Here is a 20,289-nt window from a genome sequence, read left to right on the forward strand (position 1 = left end):
CAGGGACGGAAGACCCGCCCAGCCGGGCCAGTGGTGCACCTGGGCGGGAGCGAGGACGGTCTTGTGGTCAGTGGTAGGCGTGGGCGACGGCGTGTCCCCTGCCGCGGCCGATCATCCACTTGTTCACCGGGGTCGTGATCAGGAAGGCGACGGCGAAGCCGCCCAGCAGCGCGGACCAGAACAACCCGTCGGACAGCTCGGCGTCCATCGCGCCGGGGGTCAGCGCGATGATGCCGTTGTCGACCAGTTCCATGACCGCGATGGAGACCGTGTCGGCGGCGAGGGCGACCTTGACGGCGGTCGTGAGGCTCAGGCCCGCCCGGCGCACGGCGAACAGGGTGAAGGAATAACCGAAGAGGAATGCCAGGACGATCGCCAGGACCATGGTGGGCACGTTGCCCCACAGCAGGGCGGTGCCGATGACCATGCCGAGGATCTCGCCGATGGCGCAGCCGGTCAGACAGTGCAGCGTCGCCTTCGATGCGGTGCTCCAGGACGCACCGCCGGGTGTGTGCCCGCCGTGATCGTCGTGGCTGGTGGGCCCGGCGTGGCCATGGGCGGGCGCGTCGGTGTGAGCGGTGTGGTCCATGACGCATCTCCCTCTCCTTGTCCAGTGTGAGCCCGGTGGGAGGCCCGGGGCACCCATTCCAAAACGGTACATACCCCTGGGGGTATTCCTGAGTGGTGTTCGGTTCGGCGGACGGTCGGCGCATGCGGCTGCGAGGGCCCGGCGCCCGAACATGCGGCGGCGGTGTACAGCTCCCGTCATCACACGGTGTTCATGCTGGTCCAAGAGGAGAAATGAGGGACGTTCCGGCAACGCCGGGACAGGGGGGCGGGCGCGCGCGATGTGCCCACCCCCTCTGATCCGGTACGCGGGTCAGTTCTTGCCGAGCTTGTTCATCTCGGTGATCTCGGCGGTCTGGGAGGCGATGATGGCGCCGGCCATGTCCTTGGCAGGCTGGTGGGCGCCGGCCTTCTGCTCGGTCCTGGCCATCTCCACCGCACCTTCGTGGTGCTTGACCATCATCCTCAGGAACGCGGTGTCGAAGGCCTTCCCGGAGACGCCCTGAAGCTCCTTCATCTCCTCGGCCGTCATCATGCCGGACATCGAGTGGCCGGCGTGCTCCGAGGAACCACCGGCCTGCGGGACCTGCTCGCCCCACGAGGTCAGCCACCCGGACATCGTCCTGATCTCCGGGTCCTGTGCCTTCCTGATCTCTCCGGCGAGCCTCTTCACCTGCTCCGACGCGGCACGGCTGACCGCGAGTTCGGCCATCTCCACGGCCTGCCGGTGGTGAGGGATCATCCCCTGCGCGAAGGAGACGTCGGCGGCGTTGTGCTGCCCCTGCGACACCGAAGCCGACGCGCTCGGCTGGGTGGTCCGGGTGTGTCCGTCGTGTCCGGCCGAGCTGTCGCCGCCGGCCCCGCAGGCGGCCAGGGTGATCGCGACGGTGCCGGCGGCCGCCACAGCGGCGGCCCGGCGGATCAGGGAACGGTGTGCGGACATGGTGTGCAACTCCTTGGCCTGCGCACCGGGCAACGGCGCGCGAGAAGGCGGAAAAAGGGCATGCAGGACGCGGCACCCCTGACCGGCAGAACCGGAAGCAGTGGTGCCGTGCGGGTGCCTCTAGGGCGTGTTTCGAAAGTAGCGCCGTCCGCCCGAAGGGCGGGGGTCGCGGCGGTTGGTGCGTGCGATCGCAAGGCGGAGGGTCGTCCTCGTACTGGGCGTACTCGGACGAGCCCGACAACGCAGCGAGCGTGCGTGCCAGGCGTCGCGGGCCTGGGGGCACCTCCCGGACGGAGTCTGGGGGAGGGACTTTCGAAACACGCCCTAGATCCGCAGGAGTTGCAGTTGCGCCAGGTCCGGCGGAGCCCGCCCACCCTGTGTCGCGGCCACCGCCCGGCCGGGCGGCGCGAGCCACGTGGCCGCGGCCGTATCGAGAGCGGGGGCCGGAGCGGGCGGCGCGTACGGCGTTCCGATACCGCCGGCAGCGCAGGTGGCATCGGCGTGGCTCAGGTGTCCGGCCGTGCCGCCCCCGGGAGCGTGTACGCAGTCCTGTCCCGCCTGATGAGCGGCAGCGCCCTCGGCCGTCCCCGCGGCGTGCCGGGCGTGGGAATCGGCGTGGGCAGCAGGCGGCCCGCCGGGGGCCAGCCCGTGCATGGCGAACACCCCGGTCAGCACCGCAAGCACCAGCAGCAGCATGCCGCGCCCGGCCGGGCGGCGGCTCCGCTCCTGCGAGGTGCTGGTCATGGCGCCCATCGTACGATTCGCCTCACTGGGCGCGGCGGCCGGGGGCATGACCTACCGGGGGCCCCGCTTCGGCGAAGCCGGCGCGTGAGACAGCCGTGAGGGCGCTGATCTGCGGCTTCTTGCGTCCCTGCCAGGTCGGCCGGGGAACCCGGCCGACAGCCGCCGGAACTGCACCGACCCGCCGCGTCGTCCGATCCGGCCGCGTACTGGGCCGCAGGCGTCCACGCTGCGGAGCAACGGCGCCGGGGAGGCGGTCCACGCGTGTGCGGCACCGGTCAATCCTCGAAGGTCGCCACTTCGTCGACTCCGGCGTGGTGCAGGGTCCGCTGTACGTTTCTCCGCGCGCCCCGGACGCGGATCACGGCGGGCCCAGAGGTACCGGTGGCAGCTCGCATCAGGGCATAGGCGCACGCAAGGTCCATGCGCTCGAGCTCGCTCATGTCCAGCACCCACTCGCGGGCCGCCAGCAGCCGCGGGTCGAGGAACCGTTCCTCCATCGCGCGGGCCATGTACGCGTTCAGTTCACCGGAGAAGACGAGGGTGGCCCGCTGCCCGTCGACCGTGAGGGTCACGGTGGGCGTCCTGGGGACAGAGGCGGGGTACGGTTCAGGTGCCACGGCGACCTCCTGGGGAGCCGGCCAACACGGGTGCACGGTGCTCTTGTGTCCATTCTCCCTGCCAGGCCGCGTCACCTTCACGCCGTCGCCGGCCTCCGAACGGCGTTGCGGTCCGCGCGATCACCGTGCGCTGTGAGCCGGTCGCGCAGTCCCCGGGGACGCCCACCAGCGGGCAGGTGTCCTCCACGGGGCGCACATCCGCGATCAGGGCCGGTGCCGTCCCGGCGAAGAAGGTGATCGACAGCCCGCCTGTCACGGCCATGGTCATGGCCGCGTTACGGGATGGACGCAGGGCGCGGAGGCGTCGTACCCCCCGGTGCCCGGACAGGCTCAGGCGGGCAGGGAGGCGAGCCAGTCGGTCAGGAGCCGGTTGGTCTCGGCGGGGCGCTCCTGCTGGATCCAGTGGCCGCAGCCGTCGAGGATGTAGGAGGAGGCCAGGGCGGGCAGTGTGGTGGGGTAGGCCTCGATCGCATCGGCCATCCAGGTGGTGGAGGCGTCCAGGCTGCCACCGATGAACAGCGACGGCTGGGTGATGGCGGCGCCGTCGTACTCGGCGAGGTCTTCCCAGTCCCGGTCCATGTTCCGGTAGCGGCCCAGCGCTCCGCTCAGGCCGGTCCGCTCGAACTCCCTGGCGTAGACGTCGAGGTCGTCCTCGCCGAGCCAGTCGGGCAGCACGCCGGCGGGGAACCGTTCACGCAGCGTCCCGCCTCGGCCGACGAAGTGCGGGCCGGGTGCGCCGGGCGCGGGCATGGTGTCGGCGGACAGGGCGGCGTAGAAGCCCGCGAGCCAGCCGCGCACGTCGGGCTCGATCTCGGACTCGGCGCGACCGGGCTCCTGGAAGTAGGAGACGTAGAACTCCTCGTCCCCGCCCATCTGCGCGAGGACTTCGCAGGGCCTGGGCCCGCCGCGCGGAGCGTAGGGGACGCTGAGCAGCCCCACCGCGCGGAAGACGTCCGGCCTGACCAGGGCGGAGTTGGCGGCGATGGTCGCCCCCCAGTCATGGCCGACGATCACCGCGGACTGTTCGCCCAGGGCGTGCACCACCGCGGCGTTGTCCTCCACCAGCTCGAGCATGCGGTACGCGTCGGGGTCCCCGGGCTTGGAGGAACGGCCGTAGCCGCGGACATCGACGGCGACCGCGCGGTACCCGGCTGCGGCCAGCGCCGGCAGCTGGTGGCGCCAGGAGTACCAGGACTCCGGGAAGCCGTGCACCAGCAGCACCAGCGGCCCGGTGCCCTGCTCCACCAGGTGGATCCGGCCTGCGGGAGAGGAGACCAGCCGGTGAGTGACGTCCGTGGCCTGCTGCGACATGAATCCTCCAGGGCTCTCGATCTGGCATGCGCCAGAATCGGTGCCGAGCCTGCTGGGAGCGGCGCGGTCGTTGCGAGTCTTGTTGCCGATTCAGCAAAACGGCTCGGGCGGGCCATCTCGCGCGTTCCGAAGTCATCATTCCGGGACACGATGGCGGGACGGGGTGTCGTCGGTCAGGTCACGGGCCGGCCCCGCCTGCCCTCCCAGCTGAAGCGCACCGCGACCATATGCGGCGCGTCCTCGGGACGCCGGTGGTCCGGGTGGCCACGTGCGGCGCAGCGAGGACACCACCGACGGGGCATGCTCACCGGAAGGCCGCGGCGTTGCGTTCGGCCCAGGCTGCGAAGCTGCCTGGCGACCGGCCCAGGACGCGCTCGACGTCGGGGCTCACCCGCTGCTCGCTCTCGGTCGGTTCGCCCAGGATGGCCAGGGTGCCCTCGACCACGGGCAGCGGCATGAATTGAGCCATCCGCCGGTGAGCCTCCCCACGGGTCTGTTCGGTGAAGCGCACCGGTTCGCCCAGCACGGCCGCGATCGCCGTTGCCCGCTCGCGCGGGGTGGTCGGTGCGGGACCGGTCAGGGTGTAGGTGGCGCCCAGGTGAGCGTCCGGGGGCCGGCTGGTCACGGGCCTGGCGGCCCCGGAGGCGTATCCCCGCCGGAGCCGTCGTCAGCCACGCGCCGGCCGCCCCCGGCCCATCACGCAACGGCAGTGGTGTCAGCCGATGTCGACGAGGAGGTCTCCCCCCTCCACCTGCTGAATCGCGTTGATGGCGACCCGGGACACCGTCCCGGCCTTCGGCGCGGCAATGGTGGCTTCCATCTTCATCGCCTCGATGGTCGCCACCGTGGCACCGGCCTCCACCTGGTCGCCCACCGCGACCGACAGCGTCACCACGCCGGCGAAGGGCGCGGCGACATGGCCGGGGTTGGACCTGTCGGCCTTTTCCGTCGCCGGAACATCGGAGGCCACCGAGGTGTCCCGCACCTGGATCGGGCGCAGTTGGCCGTTCAACGTGGACATCACCGTGCGCATGCCGCGCTCATCGGCGTCGCCGACGGCCTCCAGCTCGATCAGCAGCCGGACGCCGGGCTCGAGGTCGACCGTGTACTCCTGCCTCGGGCGCAGCCCGTAGAAGAAGTCCTTGCTGTCCAGCACGCTGGTGTCGCCGTAGGCCTCACGATGTGCCGTGAACTCCTTCGTCGGCCCGGGGAACAGCAGCCGGTTCAGCGTCCCGCGCCGGTCCTTCTCCAGCTGCTCACGGTCGTCGGCGGACAGCTCCCGCGGCGTCGGCTTGGGGGCGCTGCGGCCCTCCAGCGCCTTGCTGCGGAACGGCTCGGGCCATCCGCCCGGCGGGACGCCCAGCTCACCGTGGAGGAACCCGATGACCGAGTCCGGGATGTCGAACCTGTTCGGCTCGGCCTCGAAGTCCTCCGGCGACACACCGGCCCCGACCAGGTGCAGCGCGAGGTCGCCGACCACCTTCGAGGACGGGGTGACCTTCACCAGGTGACCGAGGATCCGGTCCGCGGCGGTGTACATGGCCTCGATGTCCTCGAAGCGGTCGCCGAGACCGAGGGCGATGGCCTGGGTCCGCAGGTTGGACAGCTGCCCTCCGGGGATCTCGTGGTGGTACACGCGCCCGGTCGGCGAGGCGAGGCCGGCTTCGAAGGGGGCGTAGATCTTGCGTACGGCCTCCCAGTACGGCTCCAGTCCGCCGACCGCCTGGAGGTCCAGCCCGGTGGGCCGGGCGGAGTGGTCGGTGGCGGCCACGATCGCCGACAGCGAGGGCTGTGAGGTGGTGCCGGCCATGGAGGCCACCGCCCCGTCCACCGCGTCCGCCCCCGCCTGGACGGCCGCGAGATACGTGGCGAGCTGGCCCCCCGCGGTGTCGTGGGTGTGAAGGTGCACCGGCAGGTCGAATTCCCTGCGCAGCGCGGAGACGAGCGTCGCCGCGGCCGGGGCCCGCAGCAGCCCCGCCATGTCCTTGATCGCCAGCACATGCGCGCCCGCGGCCACGATCTTCTCGGCCAGCCCGAGGTAGTAGTCGAGCGTGTACAGCCGTTCCGACGGATCGGACAGGTCGGAGGTGTAGCAGAGCGCGACCTCGGCGATCGCGGAGCCGGTCTCCCGCACGGCGTCGATCGCGGGGCGCATCTGCCCGACGTCGTTGAGCGCGTCGAAGATCCGGAAGACGTCGATGCCGGTGGACGTGGCTTCCTCTACGAAGGCGTTCGTCACCTCGGTCGGGTACGGCGTGTAGCCCACGGTGTTGCGACCGCGCAGCAGCATCTGCAGACAGATGTTCGGCACCGCTTCGCGCAGCGCGGCGAGGCGCTCCCACGGGTCCTCGGCGAGGAAGCGCAGCGCAACGTCGTAGGTGGCGCCGCCCCAGCACTCCAGGGACAGCAGCTGCGGCATGGTCCGTGCCACCACCGGGGCCACGGCGAGCAAGTCCTTGGTCCGGACCCGGGTGGCGAGCAGCGACTGGTGTGCGTCCCGGAAGGTCGTGTCGGTGACACCGATCGTCGGCGACTCGCGCAGCCACCGCGCGAAACCTTCCGGGCCGAGCTCGATGAGCTTCTGCCTGGAGCCGGCGGGCGGCTCGGTGCTGGGCACCCGCGGCAACTTGGTGGTCGCCTCGATCAGATGCGGGAGTTCGCCATGGGGCTTGTTCACGGTGACGTCGGCGAGGTACGTCAGCAGCTTGGTGCCGCGGTCGGCGGAGTGCCGTGCGGTCAGCAGGTGCGGGCGCTCGTCGATGAAGGACGTGGTGACCCTTCCGGCCCTGAAGTCCGGATCGTCCAGTACGGCCTGCAGGAAGGGAATGTTCGTGGACACGCCGCGAATGCGGAATTCGGCCACGGCGCGCCTGGCGCGGCCGATCGCCGTCGTGAAGTCGCGTCCCCGGCAGGTCAGCTTGACCAGCATCGAGTCGAAGTGAGCGCTGATTTCCGTACCGGCGTGGGTGGTACCGCCGTCGAGGCGGATCCCCGATCCGCCCGGCGAACGGTAGGCGCTGATCATGCCGGTGTCCGGCCGGAATCCGTTGGCGGGGTCCTCGGTGGTGATGCGGCACTGCAGTGCGGCACCGTGCAGACGGATGGTTTCCTGCGACAGCCCGAGGTCGTCCAGCGTCTGCCCGGCGGCGATACGCAACTGCGCCTGTACGAGATCGACATCGGTGATCTCCTCGGTCACCGTGTGCTCGACCTGGATGCGTGGGTTCATCTCGATGAACACGTGCCGACCGTCACGGTCCAGCAGGAATTCCACGGTGCCCGCGTTGCGGTACCCGATCTGCCGGGCGAACTTCACCGCGTCGTCGCAGATCCGCTCGCGCAGCTCCGGGTCGAGGTTGGGTGCGGGCGCGAGCTCGATGACCTTCTGGTGCCGACGCTGCAGCGAACAGTCGCGCTCGAACAGGTGGATGACATTGCCCTCGCCGTCGGCGAGGATCTGCACCTCGATGTGCCGGGGCTCGACGACGGCCTTCTCCAGGAAGACCGTCGGGTCACCGAACGCGGACTCGGCCTCGCGCGAGGCCGCCTCGATGGACTCGCGCAGCGCCCCGGGGTCCTCGACCCTGCGCATACCACGGCCCCCGCCGCCGGCGACGGCCTTGACGAACACCGGGAAGCCGAGCTCATCGGCGGCCCGCACCAGCTCGTCCACATCGGTGGACGGCTCGGAGGAACCGAGCACCGGGACGCCGGCCGCCCTGGCCGCCGCCACAGCGCGGGCCTTGTTTCCCGTCAGCTCGAGGATCTCCGCGCTCGGGCCGACGAACGTGACACCCGCCGCCTCGCACGCCCGCGCGAGCTCGGGATTCTCGGACAGGAACCCGTACCCGGGGTAGATCGCGTCCGCACCCGCCCTGCGCGCGGCGCCGACGACCTCCTCGACGGAGAGATAGGCCCGCACCGGGTGCCCCTGCTCACCGATCTCGTAGGCCTCGTCGGCCTTCAGCCGGTGCAGTGAGTTGCGATCCTCGTGCGGGAACACGGCGACGGTTCTTGCTCCGAGCTCATAGCCGGCCCGGAAGGCGCGGATGGCGATCTCACCACGGTTGGCGACCAGCACCTTGCGGAACATGCCCGATCCCTTCTACCTGACCCTGCGAGCGCAAGCTTGTCGGCGACAGTACTGCCCACGTGGCGCAAAAGGCGATGTGATCCAATTCTCGTAGGCGGGATGCCCGTGACCTGCGTCTCACCCACCGCTCCGTCACGCGGCGGTACGTGGCGGTCCACCGGCCCGTGTGCGGGCCCGGCGGGAGTCCGGCCCCGCAGGTGTGAGGGCTCGTCGGCGCCGCACGCGGTGCGGAAGCCCGCGAAGAGACGCAGACGGTGCCCGGTCGTGCCGTCCGGGTCCTCGGGGGTGCCATGGCATGCCGAGGACTCCCATCTCTGGGCTCGATGGTTTCGATCGCGCCATGATCGCCCGCCGAGTTCGTCGCCGCCCTCGCCGACGGCATCCGGCCCCTGGTGACCCACCGCTGCCGGACCGCCATGATCGGGCCCGTTACCACCCGCGTCAGCGGCTGACGCCCGGCACCGCGCCGCTGGTGCCGGGCCGTCCCCCTGACCGGCCGGGGGGGAGGAGCCCGGCCTGGCAGACAATCTCGCAGGTGTTGCCGACCACCGTCTGCCATGCTGGGCCGCGTGACTGAGGGGGAACAGGGTACGAACGGAGAGATACGGGCGAGCGGGGAAGGCGGTCGGGAACGGGGCGGCGACACGTTCCCGCGGAGGCGTCGCCAAGGGATCTCGATATCGGTGTCCTGCGCGGCGATCGGGATCGCCGTGGTGCACCTGGTCCGGCCCGATCTGAAGATCGACACCATCACGGTCATGCTGTTCTTCGTCGCTGTGGTGCCGTGGCTGGGCGATGTGTTCGACAGCATCGAGTTGCCGGGCGGCCCGAGGCTGGAGTACAAGCGGCTGAAGGACCGTATCGATGCCGCGGAGGAACGGACGACCCGCCTGGACCAGGAGGTCGACGGCGTGGCCGCGACCGCCCGCGTGGCTCTCGCCGCGGCGGGCAGCACCGACGGCACGGACGAAGAGGACGACCCCGCGGCGCGGGCGGCGGTCGAGCGGCTCATCGGCGAGTACGCGCGGCTCCGGCAGTCCATGAAGAGCAGCCCCGCGCGTACCACGCAGCAGGAGCGGATCTTCGCCGAGTTGCTGAAGGCCACACCGCGCGTCCGCACCCCCGACATCGACGCCATGCTGGAGTCGGAAGACGCGGGGACACGCCTGGCCGCCTACGCCCGTCTCTACGCCATGCCGGAGACGGCGAAGTTCGACCGGCTGGTCGACGCCGTTCTCCGTGAGGCGCTCCCCTTCCTCAAGTACTGGAGCTTCAACGTGCTCGGCCGTGCGGTGGACGAACTGGGTGCCGACCAGGTACCGGTGGGCGTCGTGCGGAGACTGCGGGCCTGCCTCCCCGAACTGCCTCCAGGCAGCGACCGGGCCCGGTCCCTCCAGCGCGTCCTGGCCAAGCTCGAGGTGGGCTGACTGATGTACGCGACATCCCTGGGCGAGGACAGCGCGGAGCTGCGGCCGCTCGAGTCGTGGCGGGCCGAGGAGTTCCTGGCCCGCATGGACCGGGGACGGGGGTTCACCGGGCAGCACATCGCGCTACCGGACGCCGTCACGGACCTGGAGACGAGCCGTTCATTCCTGCAGGCGTACGCAAAGAAGGAAGGCACGCCGGCCTCACCCTTCCCGCCTGTCGGCTCTGACGCCGCCGCAGCAGTCGTCGCCGTACGGTGTCCCGCTGGGGCTCAGCGGTCTGGTGCGGCCGTCCTGACCGGGTCCTGACCGGGCGCTGACCGGGGCTGCCTAAGTTCGTCGCGCCGGGGACGGTCTCCGGCATGGCAGGAGGTCCCACGCATGACGACCATCCGCACAGCCGCGGCAGCCGCAACGGCCATGGCCGCGCTCGCCCTGGGCGCCCTCACCCCCGCAGTGGCCCACGCTTCCCCCGCATCCGGTGCACAGAGCCATCAGCACAGCAGCGTCTTACGGGGCTCCTCCGACACCTTCGTGTACGCGTCCAGCACTCTCCGCCGCAACCAGGCGTGGACGTCGGGGAACGGCCGGACCGTGCTCCGTCTGCAGTCGGACGGCAACCTCGTTCTGTACAAGGACGGCCGCGCGGCCTGGCAGGCCCCGGGCGCCTGGCCGAACGGCTACCGCGCTGTGATGCAGTCCGACGGCAACTTCGTCCTGTACGACGTCAACGGCCGCGCCCTGTGGGCCACCGGCACATACGGCAGACCGGGTGCCTACCTGGCCATCCAGGACGACGGCAACCTCGTCGTCTACCGCGGCGGCGCTCTGTGGGCCACGAACACCGGCGACTGACCTTCCGGGCCTCACGGTAGTACCGGCCCTTTCACCGCGCCCGCCCGCGGCGCGGTGAAAGGGCACCGGTGGAGGATCCCTCGATGGGGGACGGCCGGATGTCAGCGGAAAAGCGCCGGAAGGGGGGTGCCGCCCCTGGCGTCGCGGTGGCCGGACGACCCGTGCTGTTCCAGGGCGTACGCGCCTACCAGGGCGTGGAAGCGGTACTGACGCTCTCCGCTCACCGTCTCGCCGACCTGCTCCACCAGGTGGGCGTCGGCCAGGCGGACCATCAGCAGACCACCCGTCAGACTGTCGACGGACAGGACCGCGGCGCTCTGTTCGGCCGTGAAGGCACCGTCCAGCTCCGCGGCCAGCCGCCGGAAGGCAGCGCCCTCGCAGCGCTCCAGGGTGCCGAGCACCGCGTCGATCCGGTCGTTGAAGTCGAATCCCACAGCGGCCAGCTCCGACAGCCGGTTCTCCTGCACGCACTGCTCCACCAGATCGGCGCACCGGGCCAGTCTCGCCGTCGGATGCGCCGTGAGTTGCGCACCGGCGACGCCGACGGCGAGCGGCAACCGCCCCAGCAGTTCCACGATCCTTTCGGCCGCTTCCGGTTCGGCCGCGGTGCGCCCGCAGCCGATCGCCCGCCCGAGTGCCTCCACGGCCTCGGGGAGGGTGTAGGGGCCGAGATGGATTCTGGTGTGTCCGCGCAACCCGTACAGGGGCGAGCGGCTGGTGACGAGCGCCAGCGAGCCCGGCCCGGCGGGCAGCAGGGGCTTCACCTGGCGGGCGGATCCCGCTCCGTCGACGAGCACCAGCACGCGGCGGGCGGAGCTCCACGAGCGGAAGGCCGCCACCCGTTCCGGCAGCGCATCCGGTACGGCGTGGGAGGGCATGCCGGTCGACCGGAGCAGACGACCCAGGGCCACGTAGCCCGCATCGGTTTCTGTCGGGGTGTCGGCCAGTTGCACGTAGAACTGCCCGTCCGGGCAGTTCTCCCGCAGGAGGTGGGCGGCATGCACCGCGGTCGCGGTCTTGCCCACCCCGGGCATGCCCATCAGGCACGCGACGGGCGCTGCCGACCCGGACCGGCCGACTGCCGCCAACTCGGCCACGCGGGCCAGCGTTTCGGCCCGGCCGGTGAAATCCACGGTGTCCGGCGGGAGTTGTGCGGGCCGCACCCGCACCTGTAACCGGGCCGGACCACCGGCCCGTGCCGACAGCGCCGGATCGTCCGTCAGCACCGCCCGGTGCGTCCGCCGCGCTTCCGGGCCCGGCTCCGCACCCAGCTCGGCCCGCAGCCGGTTCCGCAGATCCCGGTACACGGCAAGGGCGTCCCAGCGCCGGCCGGACCGGTAGAGCGCCGTCATCAGCCTCACCGACAACCCTTCATGAAAGGGCTGCCCTGCCACCAGTCCGGTCAGCTCGGCCACGACGTGTCCATGCCGACCAAGTTCGAGGTCACAGTCGAGCCGCAGCTCCAGGGCGCGTAGCCGAGCCTCTTCCAAGCCGACGGCATGCGCCCTGAGGACCTCCCCCCGGCGGACATCGGCCAGAGCCGCGCCACGCCACAATGCCAGACCGCGCTCCAGCAACTCCCGCGCTCTGAGCGGCTCGCCCCCCGCGACCGCCTTCTGGCCCTCCTCCACCCACTGCTCGAACTGCCCGACATCGACCGCCTCGTCCGGCAACACCGCCCTGTAGCCGCCGTGCTCCGTCACCAGAAAGCGGTTCGCCTCCCGCTCCGTTCCTCTCACGGCCCTGCGTACGTCATAGAGGCACGTGTGCAGGGCCCGGAGGGCGTGTCGAGGCGGACGCATCCCCCACAGCTCGTCCACCAGGACATCCGTGGACACCACCTCACGACGGCGTAGGACCAGTAAGGCCAGCACCTGCCGCAGCCTCGGTGCGCTCGGCGTCAGCACACACCCGTTCCCCTGAACCTGAAAGGATCCCAACATGCAGCACTTGACAGCAGAGTTCACCACGCCACCCCACCCCGACTCTTATGCCTGACAGACCTCATCGGCAGCAGTCCGCCCGATGAGCCCCCGAACCCCAAGCCCCCTGCATGGACGCGTACGCCGCCAGGCCCCACCACCCCTGACAGCAACCCATCGTAGTCGTCCGTGCACGCAGCGAAAGGCGGTCATCAGGCCAGCCTGCATCGCGGATTCCGGCTGTGCGCACAGGGCAAGCACTGTTCAGCCGGCCGATTCCGGCAAGCGCGGGACGCAGTCGTTCACCAGGCGCTGAGCCTGGAGGCCCACCCCGACGACGTCCCGGAGGTCCACAGCTGATCCACGCGAGGGGCCCGGCCCCCTCGGCCGGGGCGGAACGGCGGCGCGGGACGACGGTGAGGGCTAGCCCCCCGCAAGGAGCCTCTGGACGTCATGTGGCCGGCCCCGGGGACCCGCTACCGGTCCGCGTGAGAACGAGGACGGCCATGTCGTCCTGGCGTTGGCCGCTTGTCCAGTGGAATACCTCCCGCACGAGGGTGTCCACAAGCCGGCTCGGATGGCTGTACTCCCCCGCGGGAAGCTGGGTGCATGGATCGTAGAACACGCCGTGATGGTTGCGCGCTTCGGTCACGCCGTCCGTGACCAGGAGGAGTGAGGCACCCGGCCGCAACGCAAAGACATCGGCGGCGGGCCCACCGTCCCCCACCTCCCCGGCCTCCGGCAGCCGCACTCCGAGCGGCAGTTCGTAATGCGTCGGTTCCAGCCGGACCGCGGTTCCGCCTTCCACCAGGAACGGTGCCGGATGGCCACGATTGACCAACTGCACCGCCTCGCCCTCCGGCGGGATCTCGACCAGCACCGCGGTGGTGAAGTCCTCAAAGCCGCTGACGGTACCCAGGCGGCGGTCGCTCTCCCGGGAAACAGCGCTGTCCAGCCGGCGCGCCAGCTCGGCCAGCGTGGGAGCCTGTTCGGCTTCCTGGCGGAAGACTCCGACGATGACGGAAACGGAGGAGATCGCCTGTAGCCCCTTGCCCCGGACATCACCGATGATGGCGCGGACTCCGAACGGGGTGGGCTGCACGGCGTACAGATCTCCACCGATCCGGGCCTCTGCCTGCGCCGTCTCGTAGCGGGCGGCCACGGCGACCGGCCCAGCGTGGCGCGGAGGGTCCGGCAGTACCGCCCGCTGCACCGCCTCGGCCACATCCCGGGCCTCCGCAAGATAACGTCCCTGCCGATGCAGCAGGATGTTGATCCCCAAGGCGATCATGCTGACGATGAGGACGTCGGCCAGGTCGACGATGAGCGGCGTCGCAGGACGTCCGAGGTACAGGTCCAGCGCGACCGAGAGCACGCACGCCACCACGGCGAAGGCCAGCCCGACGCGGAACGACAGCAGGACGCATGCGATCAGCGGGGCGGCCGCCAGAAGTGGCAGTCCCATGTACGGCTGGGGCCCGAAGAGGTCAGCGGCCGCACCCGCGAGGAGCAGCAGCGCGGCGACAGCATGCGGGAACGCGTGCGGCCCCCTACGGAACGTCGTCATCGCCTCTCCCCGGCCGGGGACATCCACACCATGCGATGGGACCTCCTCCAGTGTGCCCCGGTCCCGCTCCGTGCCGGGGCAGGACCGGCCGCCGGGCCATGACCAGGGCTCATCCGAAGCCGACGATCGGGTTCCACGAGCTCTGCCCGGCCTGTACGCCGGCCTCGGCACCGCTGTGCGAGACACGCGGGGCGCCGCCTGTCACCACCCTGCACCGGCTGCCCCCAGCCGGGGCCGTCCTGCATTCCACGGCCGGACGGCCGAAGCACTTCCCACCCTGGAACGCCGGGCACTTCGGACACCGACGCTTGCTGCGCTCGTCCGCGCGCATCGTGACGGGGAACGTCACGGACGTTCCGTAGGAACTCTTCGGCATGAGCTCACTCCACCTCCAGATCCTCTGAAAGAGCAACGACGACACGGCCTCTGTCCCTCATCCGGGAATGCGGCGGTGGGAAAACACGTACAGGCGCAGTCCCTCCGCAATTCCCGTCGGCCGCGCCCTATGAATGTGCGGGGGCGATTGAGAATCTGCGTTCTTTCCTGGGCCGAGGAGCCTCCGAAGGGGCTGAGCGGCGGCTCAAAGGGCAGCTACGGTCGCCGAGCAGCATATTTACGACAACATCAATCACTCATGTTATTTCGTTCTGTATCGCATCCGAAGAGGAGCAGTATCAGGACAAGCACTGGTGCCAGGGGGAAGGGGGGAGCCGTGCCCGTTCCGGCTTTTGACAACGTGGATCATATGGTGGCGGCTCTGGATGCGCTGGCCGCCCAGCCGGCCCGCGGCCGCAGACTGCCGGTGGTGGTCTTCCGCGACGAAGCCGCGCCGGGACGCGCGCAGGCGTTCGTGTCCGGCTACGGCGAGCGGCTCAGGGGGAAGGACCCGGAGGGGAACCAGGAGTTCCTCGTTCCACACGCTCTCGTGGACAAGGCCTGTCAGGCCACGGTCACGAGGGATGCCAGGCCGGAGATCGCGTTGCTCGACGCCCTGGTCAAGGAGTGGGAGAACACCATGCCGCGGCTGTCCGGGACGCTGCGCCTGCCCCTGTACCGGACGTGCCGGGATGTTCTGGACGTGACGTTGTCCGACGACGACCCACTGGCGGCCGACGTACCTCCGGACCCCCAGCAAGCCATGGCTCAGGGGCTGTGGAGGGCGTGGGAACGGCGCACCACCGGTCTCGTCGCGCTGCGTGAGGGCTTGGACAACGGCGGAGCGGATGCGGTGCGGCCCCCGTGGCTCGCCGCGGTGCTGCGACTGCTTCTGTCGTGGCCCCTGCAGCTATGGCACCGTGCGAAGCTCAACCACAGCATGCGCTGGTACACCCAGCGAGTCTGCCAAGCGGGCCTGGCCGCACGGAACTTCATCGAAGCCGCAACGCGCCTGCGCGAGGCCGACGATCAACGGCAGGCCACCCTCCGGCTGAGCCTTCTCCTGGAGGCACTGTCAACGGACCTCTCCGCGGCCGTCGCACCCAGCCGGTTCCGGCCCAAGCGCCGCCGCAGAGTGTGGTGCTTCCTTCTTCTCCTGCCGGACCTGGCCGATTCCGCTGCCGGACCGTCACGGCAACTGCTCGAGGCCTACGGCGAGTTGCTGCGGCAGGGCGCCCGCCCTCCCCTTCTGGTTCTGGCGGCGCAGGGCGGTGCACCGACGGACACGGAGACCGGCGGCTCTCCCCCGCTGGACATGAGAACCGCGGCCGATCACCTGCGAGCCATCCGCGGCCGTCCGGCGGCCACGGAGCAGGCGGACCGGATCACTGTCCGGGTGCCGGACGGGCCCGAGCAGCCCGCCGTGGCCGCACGGCTGCTGCTCAACGCCAAGGTCCGGCCACGCGAGGTGAGCAGGTTCACCGCGCACGTCTGGTGGCTGGTGCCGACGCTGGTGCTGGTCACCGGGGCGTACCCCGGATTCGTCACGGTGAGCGCACGACTGCACGACACCCCCTGCCCCGCGACTTGGAAGGCCGGAAAGGCACGCGTGGGCATCGACACCGAGTCACGCGGCTGCTATTTCACCGATCTGCGATCGCAGTCGCTCCTCCGGTCGTTGCAGGACCGGATCCGCCAACAGAACGCCGACGTCAGAGGCCCTCACCGCACCGTGGTGTTCCTCGCGCCGCTGACCGCCAACCCATGGGGCCGCGGCGAGCAGCTCGTCCCGGCAGGCGTGCTCCAGCTCCAGGGCGCCGCGGAGGCACAGCGGGCGTGGAACGAGCGGGCCCTGGTCGACAACGACAAACCCATGCTGAAGATGGTGGTGGCGAACGCCGGCTTCGCCTTGAGCGAAGGCAAAGCGGTCGCGGACCGGATCAAGGCACTGGCGGCGAAGGACAGCAGCATCTCCGCCGTAATCGGCATCACCCAGAGCCGTCAGGAATCGGTCGACGCAATCAACCACCTGGGCGCCAGCATGCCGGTGATCGGAGCCTCGGTCACCGGCGACTTCATGGCCGACGAGGCGCGTAACTTCTTCCACACCCAGCCCACCAACACGGTGATGGCCCGGGCCATGGCCGCGCGCGCCGCCGACCTCGGTGGCAAAGAGGCGTTGATCGTCTACGACCGCAAGGACCGTTACAGCGCTGAGCTCCGGCGCAAGCTCGCCCACGAGCTGAAGGCCCGTGATATCGCGGTGCAGAAACCGTGGTTCGCCGAGATCCCGCCTCCGACCCCGGAGAACAGCGGTGCCACCGCACTCCGGCTCCCGCAGCTCGCACAGAGGATCTGCGACCTCCCCGCGCAGGACGGCATCACCCTGTACACCGCCCGCGGCACCCAGCTGCCCAAGGTCCTCGCCCGGGTACAGGACACCTGCGGCCGGGACCGGGCCGAGTCCACTCCCATCCCCGTCATTTCCGCGGATGTCAACACCCTCATCGAGTACCAGGACCTACCGGCCTCGGCACGCTTGCACAAGTACACCGCCGTGGACCTTTACTACGTGTCCTTCTCCGACCGGCCCGTTCTCCACTCTCCCGAGGGCGGCAGTGACTTCGCCACCGGAGGAGACTCCTTCCGGGCGGCCGCGGCGGCCATCCTCGAGGCCTCCGCACAGTCCGGGGGCTCCGCCACGCCGTCGAACGTCCTGCAGGCGCTGCGCACCGGCGTCACGGTCCGGGACGACATCGCCCCGGACCGAGGCTTCGACCTGCCGCTCGACGACGACCAACGCGTCCGGCGTCCCCTCTTCCTCTGCCTGACGCCCCACAGCCCGGACGTCGACAGCCATGGCCAGTGCACCCGGGGCGGCACGTGACGCCGGAGTCGGCCGCACCCGGCCCGCAGACCCACCCGTGAGATCCGTGAGATATCGAAAGCACGGCCCCGGCAACCACTTCGCTGCCCGGACACGTCCTCCCGGCCATGCACGTATTCGTTCGCCCCGTCCACCAGCTGCTGGTCTTCGCCCGTCTGCAAACGCGCTCCTGCGCCTTCGCTGTCGCTCTGCTCTCCGGTGTGGCTGTCTCCACACTGTTCCCGCGCCTGCCTCTGGCCAGGTACGACCTGCTGCTCATCTACGGGATCATGCTCAGCGTGTTGTTCTGGGCACGCGGGTGGGAGAAGGGCCAGGACCTCGCGGTGATCACTGTGTGCCACGTGATCGGGCTGGCCTTCGAGTTCGTGAAGGTTTCACTCGGTTCCTGGAGCTATCCGGAACCAGGATTCTTCAAGGTCGCGGGAGTCCCCCTGTACGGCGGTTTCCTCTATGCCGCGGTCGGCAGCTACGTCTGCCGTGCCTGGCGGCTGACGGACCTGGAGCTCGTCGGCTACCGCCACCGGTCCACCGTGGCAGTGGCAGCGGCCATCTATGTGAACTTCTTCAGCCATCACTGGCTACCCGACGCTCGCTGGCCCCTCGCCGCGCTGCTGCTGATCGTGACGGCGGGTACGTATGTACGGTTCACCGTCGGCCGTACGCGGTATCGGATGCCGCTGGCGCTCTCCTTCACGCTGATCGGGTTCTTCCTCTGGCTGGCGGAGAACATCGCCACGTATCTCGGCGCGTGGCGCTACCCCTACCAAATGCACGGTTGGCAGCCGGTCTCCCTGGAAAAGTTCGGCGCCTGGGCACTGCTGATCAGCGTCACCTTCGTCCTGGTCGCACAGACCCAGCGCACAGCGGCGACCAGGGAATGACACGGATCTCGGCCGCCGCGGTCGCACGATCCTCGCCTGTGACGACCCGGCCAGGGCGCGGTCTGCGGCGACCGATCAGGCACGGGTACGGCGCCGGGCGGCGTTACGGGGGCACGCGCTCCCGTACGGTCGTCCCGATACCGGTCATCCTGCACAGCCCTTCCGGTAGGCGGGCCACTTCAGCCGCGACCGCCGCCACCACGCGCCTGTGCCCCGGACCGGCCCCCTTCCGGAGCCGTCACCCTGTCGAGGGCTTGCCCTCGGACGCGATCGTGCTGGTCAGCCGGGGCGGAAGGGCGTGAAGCCGGCCGCGGTCACCCGGCGCGGCCGGGCAGCCCTCACCGCCGGTGCGCGGCCGTGGACCGGGGCGCACTGGCTACCGGAGCAGCTCGAGGCAGGAGACCGTCGTCCCGCCCGGGCCGTACTTGAGATCGGCGTAGTACTCGCCGTCGGCGCACTTGGACCCCGGTTCCTCCAGTCTGCGGCTCACTCTGTACCGCGCGTCGGCTGATCCGCAGTCCGTGACCTGCAGGTCCTGGTCCGTCCAGTCACCGTCGTTGCGTACGCAGTCTCCGACGGACAGGGTCCGCGTCTTCTCGGTGCCGGAGCCGGACTCCGGGTCACCGAAGAGCACCCCGATCACGATCAGTACGGGTACTGCCACGGCGATGAGCATCATCGGCACCAGGAAGAGCAGTGCCTGGGGACGGAGCGTCAGGGGCTTGCCGGGGTCGAGGGACGGCCGGAACCCACCGACGGGAGGTGCGAGTCTGACGAATCGGGCCCGCGGGCCGAGGATATTCAGCAGCAGAGTCAACGGCGTGATGGCCACGGACAGCGGGCTCCACCAGCCCGCCACCAGGGTGTCGGCCGACATCCGGCGGAAGGTCGCGAGCCCGCAGTTCCGGCAGAACGGCCCTTCCGTGGTGAGAGACCGCATCATGATGAGCAGGCCCTGATGCCCGCGCACCGTGGCCTGTACCGCGGGCTGAGCGCCGCAGAACCGGCAGCCGGGCGCGCCGGGCTGGTACGGCGCGGGCTGCGGGGCGTACGGGTACGGGCCGGGGACGTGTTGACCGGGCAAGGGCTGCCCGGCCGGCGGGCCGCCCTGGGCGTAGGGGTTGCCGCCCGGCCCACCCGCGGGCGGCGTGGCGTACGGGCCTCCCGACTCTGGCGCATACGGAGCCCCGGGCTGGTGCCCGGACGGCGTGTACGGGTGCGAGCCGTGCGGCGGTGGCGGAGAAGCCACGTGATCCCCCCTCAGGTGTGCGGGCCGGGACCGGATGCGTCGGTGCCGGAGGTCCGTCATTCTGCTCCCGCGGACCGCTGTTGCCGATGGCGGGGTGCGCCGGCCGTGAGCGGCTGACGGACGTGGTGCCGCGGCTCCCGGCCGGGGCACGGCTCGGCGCGGTGACCCTGCGGTGGACCAACGCCATCGGCGTCGGCAAGGACGACATCGATGACGGCGACGTCACGGAGCTCCCGATGCTCGCCGACCCCTCCCAGCAGGCACACCATGGCGACACTCCCTCGACGGGCCTCGACGGCCGACCACCCGAGGGCGCCGAGCAGCTACGACGGGTGCGGGCGTGGCGGGCGCGGGAGCCGCCGGGTGACTCGTAGATTGATGGACGGGACACCGACGCTGGGGAAGTCGCAGGGTGCATGAGGACACCGGAGATCGATTACGGGGCGCTGTTCGAGGCAACGCCGAGCCTGTACCTGGTGCTGGACCCGGATTTGGTGATCGCGGAGGTGAATCCCGCGTACCTGCGGGCGACCGGGCGGACCCACAGCGACCTGGTGGGGCAGTCAGGTGCATCGGCCGGTCCCCTCGGGGCCCGGGGAGGCCCGCACCATGAGTGCACCCTGCAACTGGTCCAGTTCCGTGCCGATGGCGTCTCTCAGCACGTCATGCTGCGGACCGAGCGCGAACTGCTCGTCGATCCACCGCTCGCGCGGATACAGCATTCTCCCGCAGCTGCACCCCCCGGCGGGCGGTCAGCTCACGCGTTCGGGCGTAGATCCAGTATCCCCGTGCGGGACCGCAGTTGTCGCCGTTCTTCCGGATGATCTTCAGGTCGGTTTGCGGCTTTAGCGTTG

General features: G+C 70.5%; 16 protein-coding genes and 2 pseudogenes. 7 read left to right on the forward strand and 11 right to left on the reverse strand.

What is annotated here, in order from left to right; genetic code table 11:
• Positions 1-67 precede the first annotated feature (67 nt).
• The 7 genes and pseudogenes from ACTWQE_RS17475 to ACTWQE_RS17505 all read right to left on the reverse strand — a co-directional run bounded on the left by ACTWQE_RS17475 (position 68) and on the right by ACTWQE_RS17505 (position 8,275).
• Positions 68-589, reverse strand: coding sequence for a DUF4396 domain-containing protein (locus tag ACTWQE_RS17475; protein WP_443329882.1), 522 nt, complete (start codon positions 587-589; stop codon positions 68-70).
• A 291-nt stretch (positions 590-880) separates the two neighbouring features.
• On the reverse strand, positions 881-1,510 hold the full coding sequence (locus ACTWQE_RS17480) for a DUF305 domain-containing protein (protein WP_443329883.1): 630 nt from the start codon (positions 1,508-1,510) through the stop codon (positions 881-883).
• A 324-nt stretch (positions 1,511-1,834) separates the two neighbouring features.
• Positions 1,835-2,254, reverse strand: a complete 420-nt coding sequence (locus ACTWQE_RS17485) for a DUF6153 family protein (RefSeq protein ID WP_443329884.1) — start codon at positions 2,252-2,254, stop codon at positions 1,835-1,837.
• Positions 2,255-2,529: 275 nt separating this feature from the next.
• The gene (locus ACTWQE_RS17490; RefSeq protein WP_443329885.1) at positions 2,530-2,871 is read right to left on the reverse strand and encodes an STAS domain-containing protein; all 342 of its coding nucleotides are present in this window, start codon (positions 2,869-2,871) and stop codon (positions 2,530-2,532) included.
• 330 nt (positions 2,872-3,201) lie between these two features.
• Positions 3,202-4,182 carry an alpha/beta fold hydrolase gene (locus ACTWQE_RS17495; protein ID WP_443329886.1) on the reverse strand — a complete coding sequence of 327 codons (981 nt, stop codon included), beginning with the start codon at positions 4,180-4,182 and terminating at the stop codon, positions 3,202-3,204.
• A gap of 304 nt (positions 4,183-4,486) precedes the next feature.
• Positions 4,487-4,789: pseudogene (locus ACTWQE_RS17500) on the reverse strand (NmrA family transcriptional regulator); the annotation flags it as partial.
• 108 nt (positions 4,790-4,897) lie between these two features.
• Positions 4,898-8,275, reverse strand: coding sequence for a pyruvate carboxylase (locus ACTWQE_RS17505; protein ID WP_443329887.1), 3,378 nt, complete (start codon positions 8,273-8,275; stop codon positions 4,898-4,900).
• Between the two features lie 683 nt (positions 8,276-8,958).
• On the opposite strand from ACTWQE_RS17505, the gene ACTWQE_RS17510 reads away from it, so the two are divergent.
• The 3 genes from ACTWQE_RS17510 (at position 8,959) to ACTWQE_RS17520 (ending at position 10,554) form a co-directional block, all read left to right on the forward strand.
• Complete coding sequence (locus tag ACTWQE_RS17510) at positions 8,959-9,702, forward strand: hypothetical protein (RefSeq protein WP_443329888.1); 744 nt, start codon at positions 8,959-8,961, stop codon at positions 9,700-9,702.
• 3 nt (positions 9,703-9,705) lie between these two features.
• On the forward strand, positions 9,706-10,008 hold the full coding sequence (locus ACTWQE_RS17515; protein WP_443329889.1) for a hypothetical protein: 303 nt from the start codon (positions 9,706-9,708) through the stop codon (positions 10,006-10,008).
• Positions 10,009-10,080: 72 nt separating this feature from the next.
• Positions 10,081-10,554, forward strand: coding sequence for a hypothetical protein (locus ACTWQE_RS17520; RefSeq protein WP_443329890.1), 474 nt, complete (start codon positions 10,081-10,083; stop codon positions 10,552-10,554).
• A 101-nt stretch (positions 10,555-10,655) separates the two neighbouring features.
• Here the strand turns inward: ACTWQE_RS17520 and ACTWQE_RS17525 are convergent, their stop codons facing one another.
• A complete protein-coding gene (locus ACTWQE_RS17525) occupies positions 10,656-12,461 on the reverse strand; it encodes a BTAD domain-containing putative transcriptional regulator (protein WP_443329891.1) in 1,806 nt (601 codons plus the stop codon).
• A 466-nt stretch (positions 12,462-12,927) separates the two neighbouring features.
• Positions 12,928-14,043 carry a PP2C family protein-serine/threonine phosphatase gene (locus ACTWQE_RS17530; RefSeq protein WP_443329892.1) on the reverse strand — a complete coding sequence of 372 codons (1,116 nt, stop codon included), beginning with the start codon at positions 14,041-14,043 and terminating at the stop codon, positions 12,928-12,930.
• 745 nt (positions 14,044-14,788) lie between these two features.
• Here ACTWQE_RS17530 and ACTWQE_RS17535 point away from each other — a divergent pair.
• Both ACTWQE_RS17535 and ACTWQE_RS17540 read left to right on the forward strand, forming a co-directional pair.
• Entirely contained in the window at positions 14,789-17,305 is a 2,517-nt protein-coding gene (locus tag ACTWQE_RS17535; protein ID WP_443329893.1) for a hypothetical protein, read from the forward strand.
• A 107-nt stretch (positions 17,306-17,412) separates the two neighbouring features.
• A complete protein-coding gene (locus tag ACTWQE_RS17540; protein WP_443329894.1) occupies positions 17,413-18,186 on the forward strand; it encodes a DUF817 domain-containing protein in 774 nt (257 codons plus the stop codon).
• 376 nt (positions 18,187-18,562) lie between these two features.
• Here ACTWQE_RS17540 and ACTWQE_RS17545 read toward each other — a convergent pair whose 3' ends face one another.
• Positions 18,563-19,435: an LppU/SCO3897 family protein gene (locus ACTWQE_RS17545; protein WP_443329895.1), complete on the reverse strand. Its 873-nt coding sequence runs from the start codon at positions 19,433-19,435 to the stop codon at positions 18,563-18,565.
• A gap of 86 nt (positions 19,436-19,521) precedes the next feature.
• Between ACTWQE_RS17545 and ACTWQE_RS17550 the strand changes: the two genes are divergently transcribed.
• Complete coding sequence (locus ACTWQE_RS17550) at positions 19,522-19,809, forward strand: hypothetical protein (RefSeq protein WP_443329896.1); 288 nt, start codon at positions 19,522-19,524, stop codon at positions 19,807-19,809.
• 42 nt (positions 19,810-19,851) lie between these two features.
• A pseudogene (locus tag ACTWQE_RS17555) lies at positions 19,852-19,983 on the forward strand (protein phosphatase); the annotation flags it as partial.
• A 15-nt stretch (positions 19,984-19,998) separates the two neighbouring features.
• Here ACTWQE_RS17555 and ACTWQE_RS17560 read toward each other — a convergent pair.
• A complete protein-coding gene (locus tag ACTWQE_RS17560; protein WP_443329931.1) occupies positions 19,999-20,157 on the reverse strand; it encodes a hypothetical protein in 159 nt (52 codons plus the stop codon).
• Between the last annotated feature and the right edge of the window lie 132 nt (positions 20,158-20,289).

Source organism: Streptomyces sp. 8N706, from assembly GCF_052245415.1.
Lineage (GTDB): Bacteria > Actinomycetota > Actinomycetes > Streptomycetales > Streptomycetaceae > Streptomyces.

Bases quoted from the DNA above. Each gene is read 5' to 3' on its own strand.
- ACTWQE_RS17475 (WP_443329882.1), bottom strand. From the start codon at position 589: ATGGACCACACCGCTCACACCGACGCGCCCGCCCATGGCCACGCCGGG.
- ACTWQE_RS17480 (WP_443329883.1), bottom strand. From the start codon at position 1,510: ATGTCCGCACACCGTTCCCTGATCCGCCGGGCCGCCGCTGTGGCGGCC.
- ACTWQE_RS17485 (WP_443329884.1), bottom strand. From the start codon at position 2,254: ATGACCAGCACCTCGCAGGAGCGGAGCCGCCGCCCGGCCGGGCGCGGC.
- ACTWQE_RS17495 (WP_443329886.1), bottom strand. From the start codon at position 4,182: ATGTCGCAGCAGGCCACGGACGTCACTCACCGGCTGGTCTCCTCTCCC.
- ACTWQE_RS17505 (WP_443329887.1), bottom strand. From the start codon at position 8,275: ATGTTCCGCAAGGTGCTGGTCGCCAACCGTGGTGAGATCGCCATCCGC.
- ACTWQE_RS17515 (WP_443329889.1), top strand. From the start codon at position 9,706: ATGTACGCGACATCCCTGGGCGAGGACAGCGCGGAGCTGCGGCCGCTC.
- ACTWQE_RS17520 (WP_443329890.1), top strand. From the start codon at position 10,081: ATGACGACCATCCGCACAGCCGCGGCAGCCGCAACGGCCATGGCCGCG.
- ACTWQE_RS17530 (WP_443329892.1), bottom strand. From the start codon at position 14,043: ATGACGACGTTCCGTAGGGGGCCGCACGCGTTCCCGCATGCTGTCGCC.
- ACTWQE_RS17535 (WP_443329893.1), top strand. From the start codon at position 14,789: ATGGTGGCGGCTCTGGATGCGCTGGCCGCCCAGCCGGCCCGCGGCCGC.
- ACTWQE_RS17540 (WP_443329894.1), top strand. From the start codon at position 17,413: ATGCACGTATTCGTTCGCCCCGTCCACCAGCTGCTGGTCTTCGCCCGT.
- ACTWQE_RS17550 (WP_443329896.1), top strand. From the start codon at position 19,522: ATGGCGGGGTGCGCCGGCCGTGAGCGGCTGACGGACGTGGTGCCGCGG.
- ACTWQE_RS17560 (WP_443329931.1), bottom strand. From the start codon at position 20,157: ATGCTGTATCCGCGCGAGCGGTGGATCGACGAGCAGTTCGCGCTCGGT.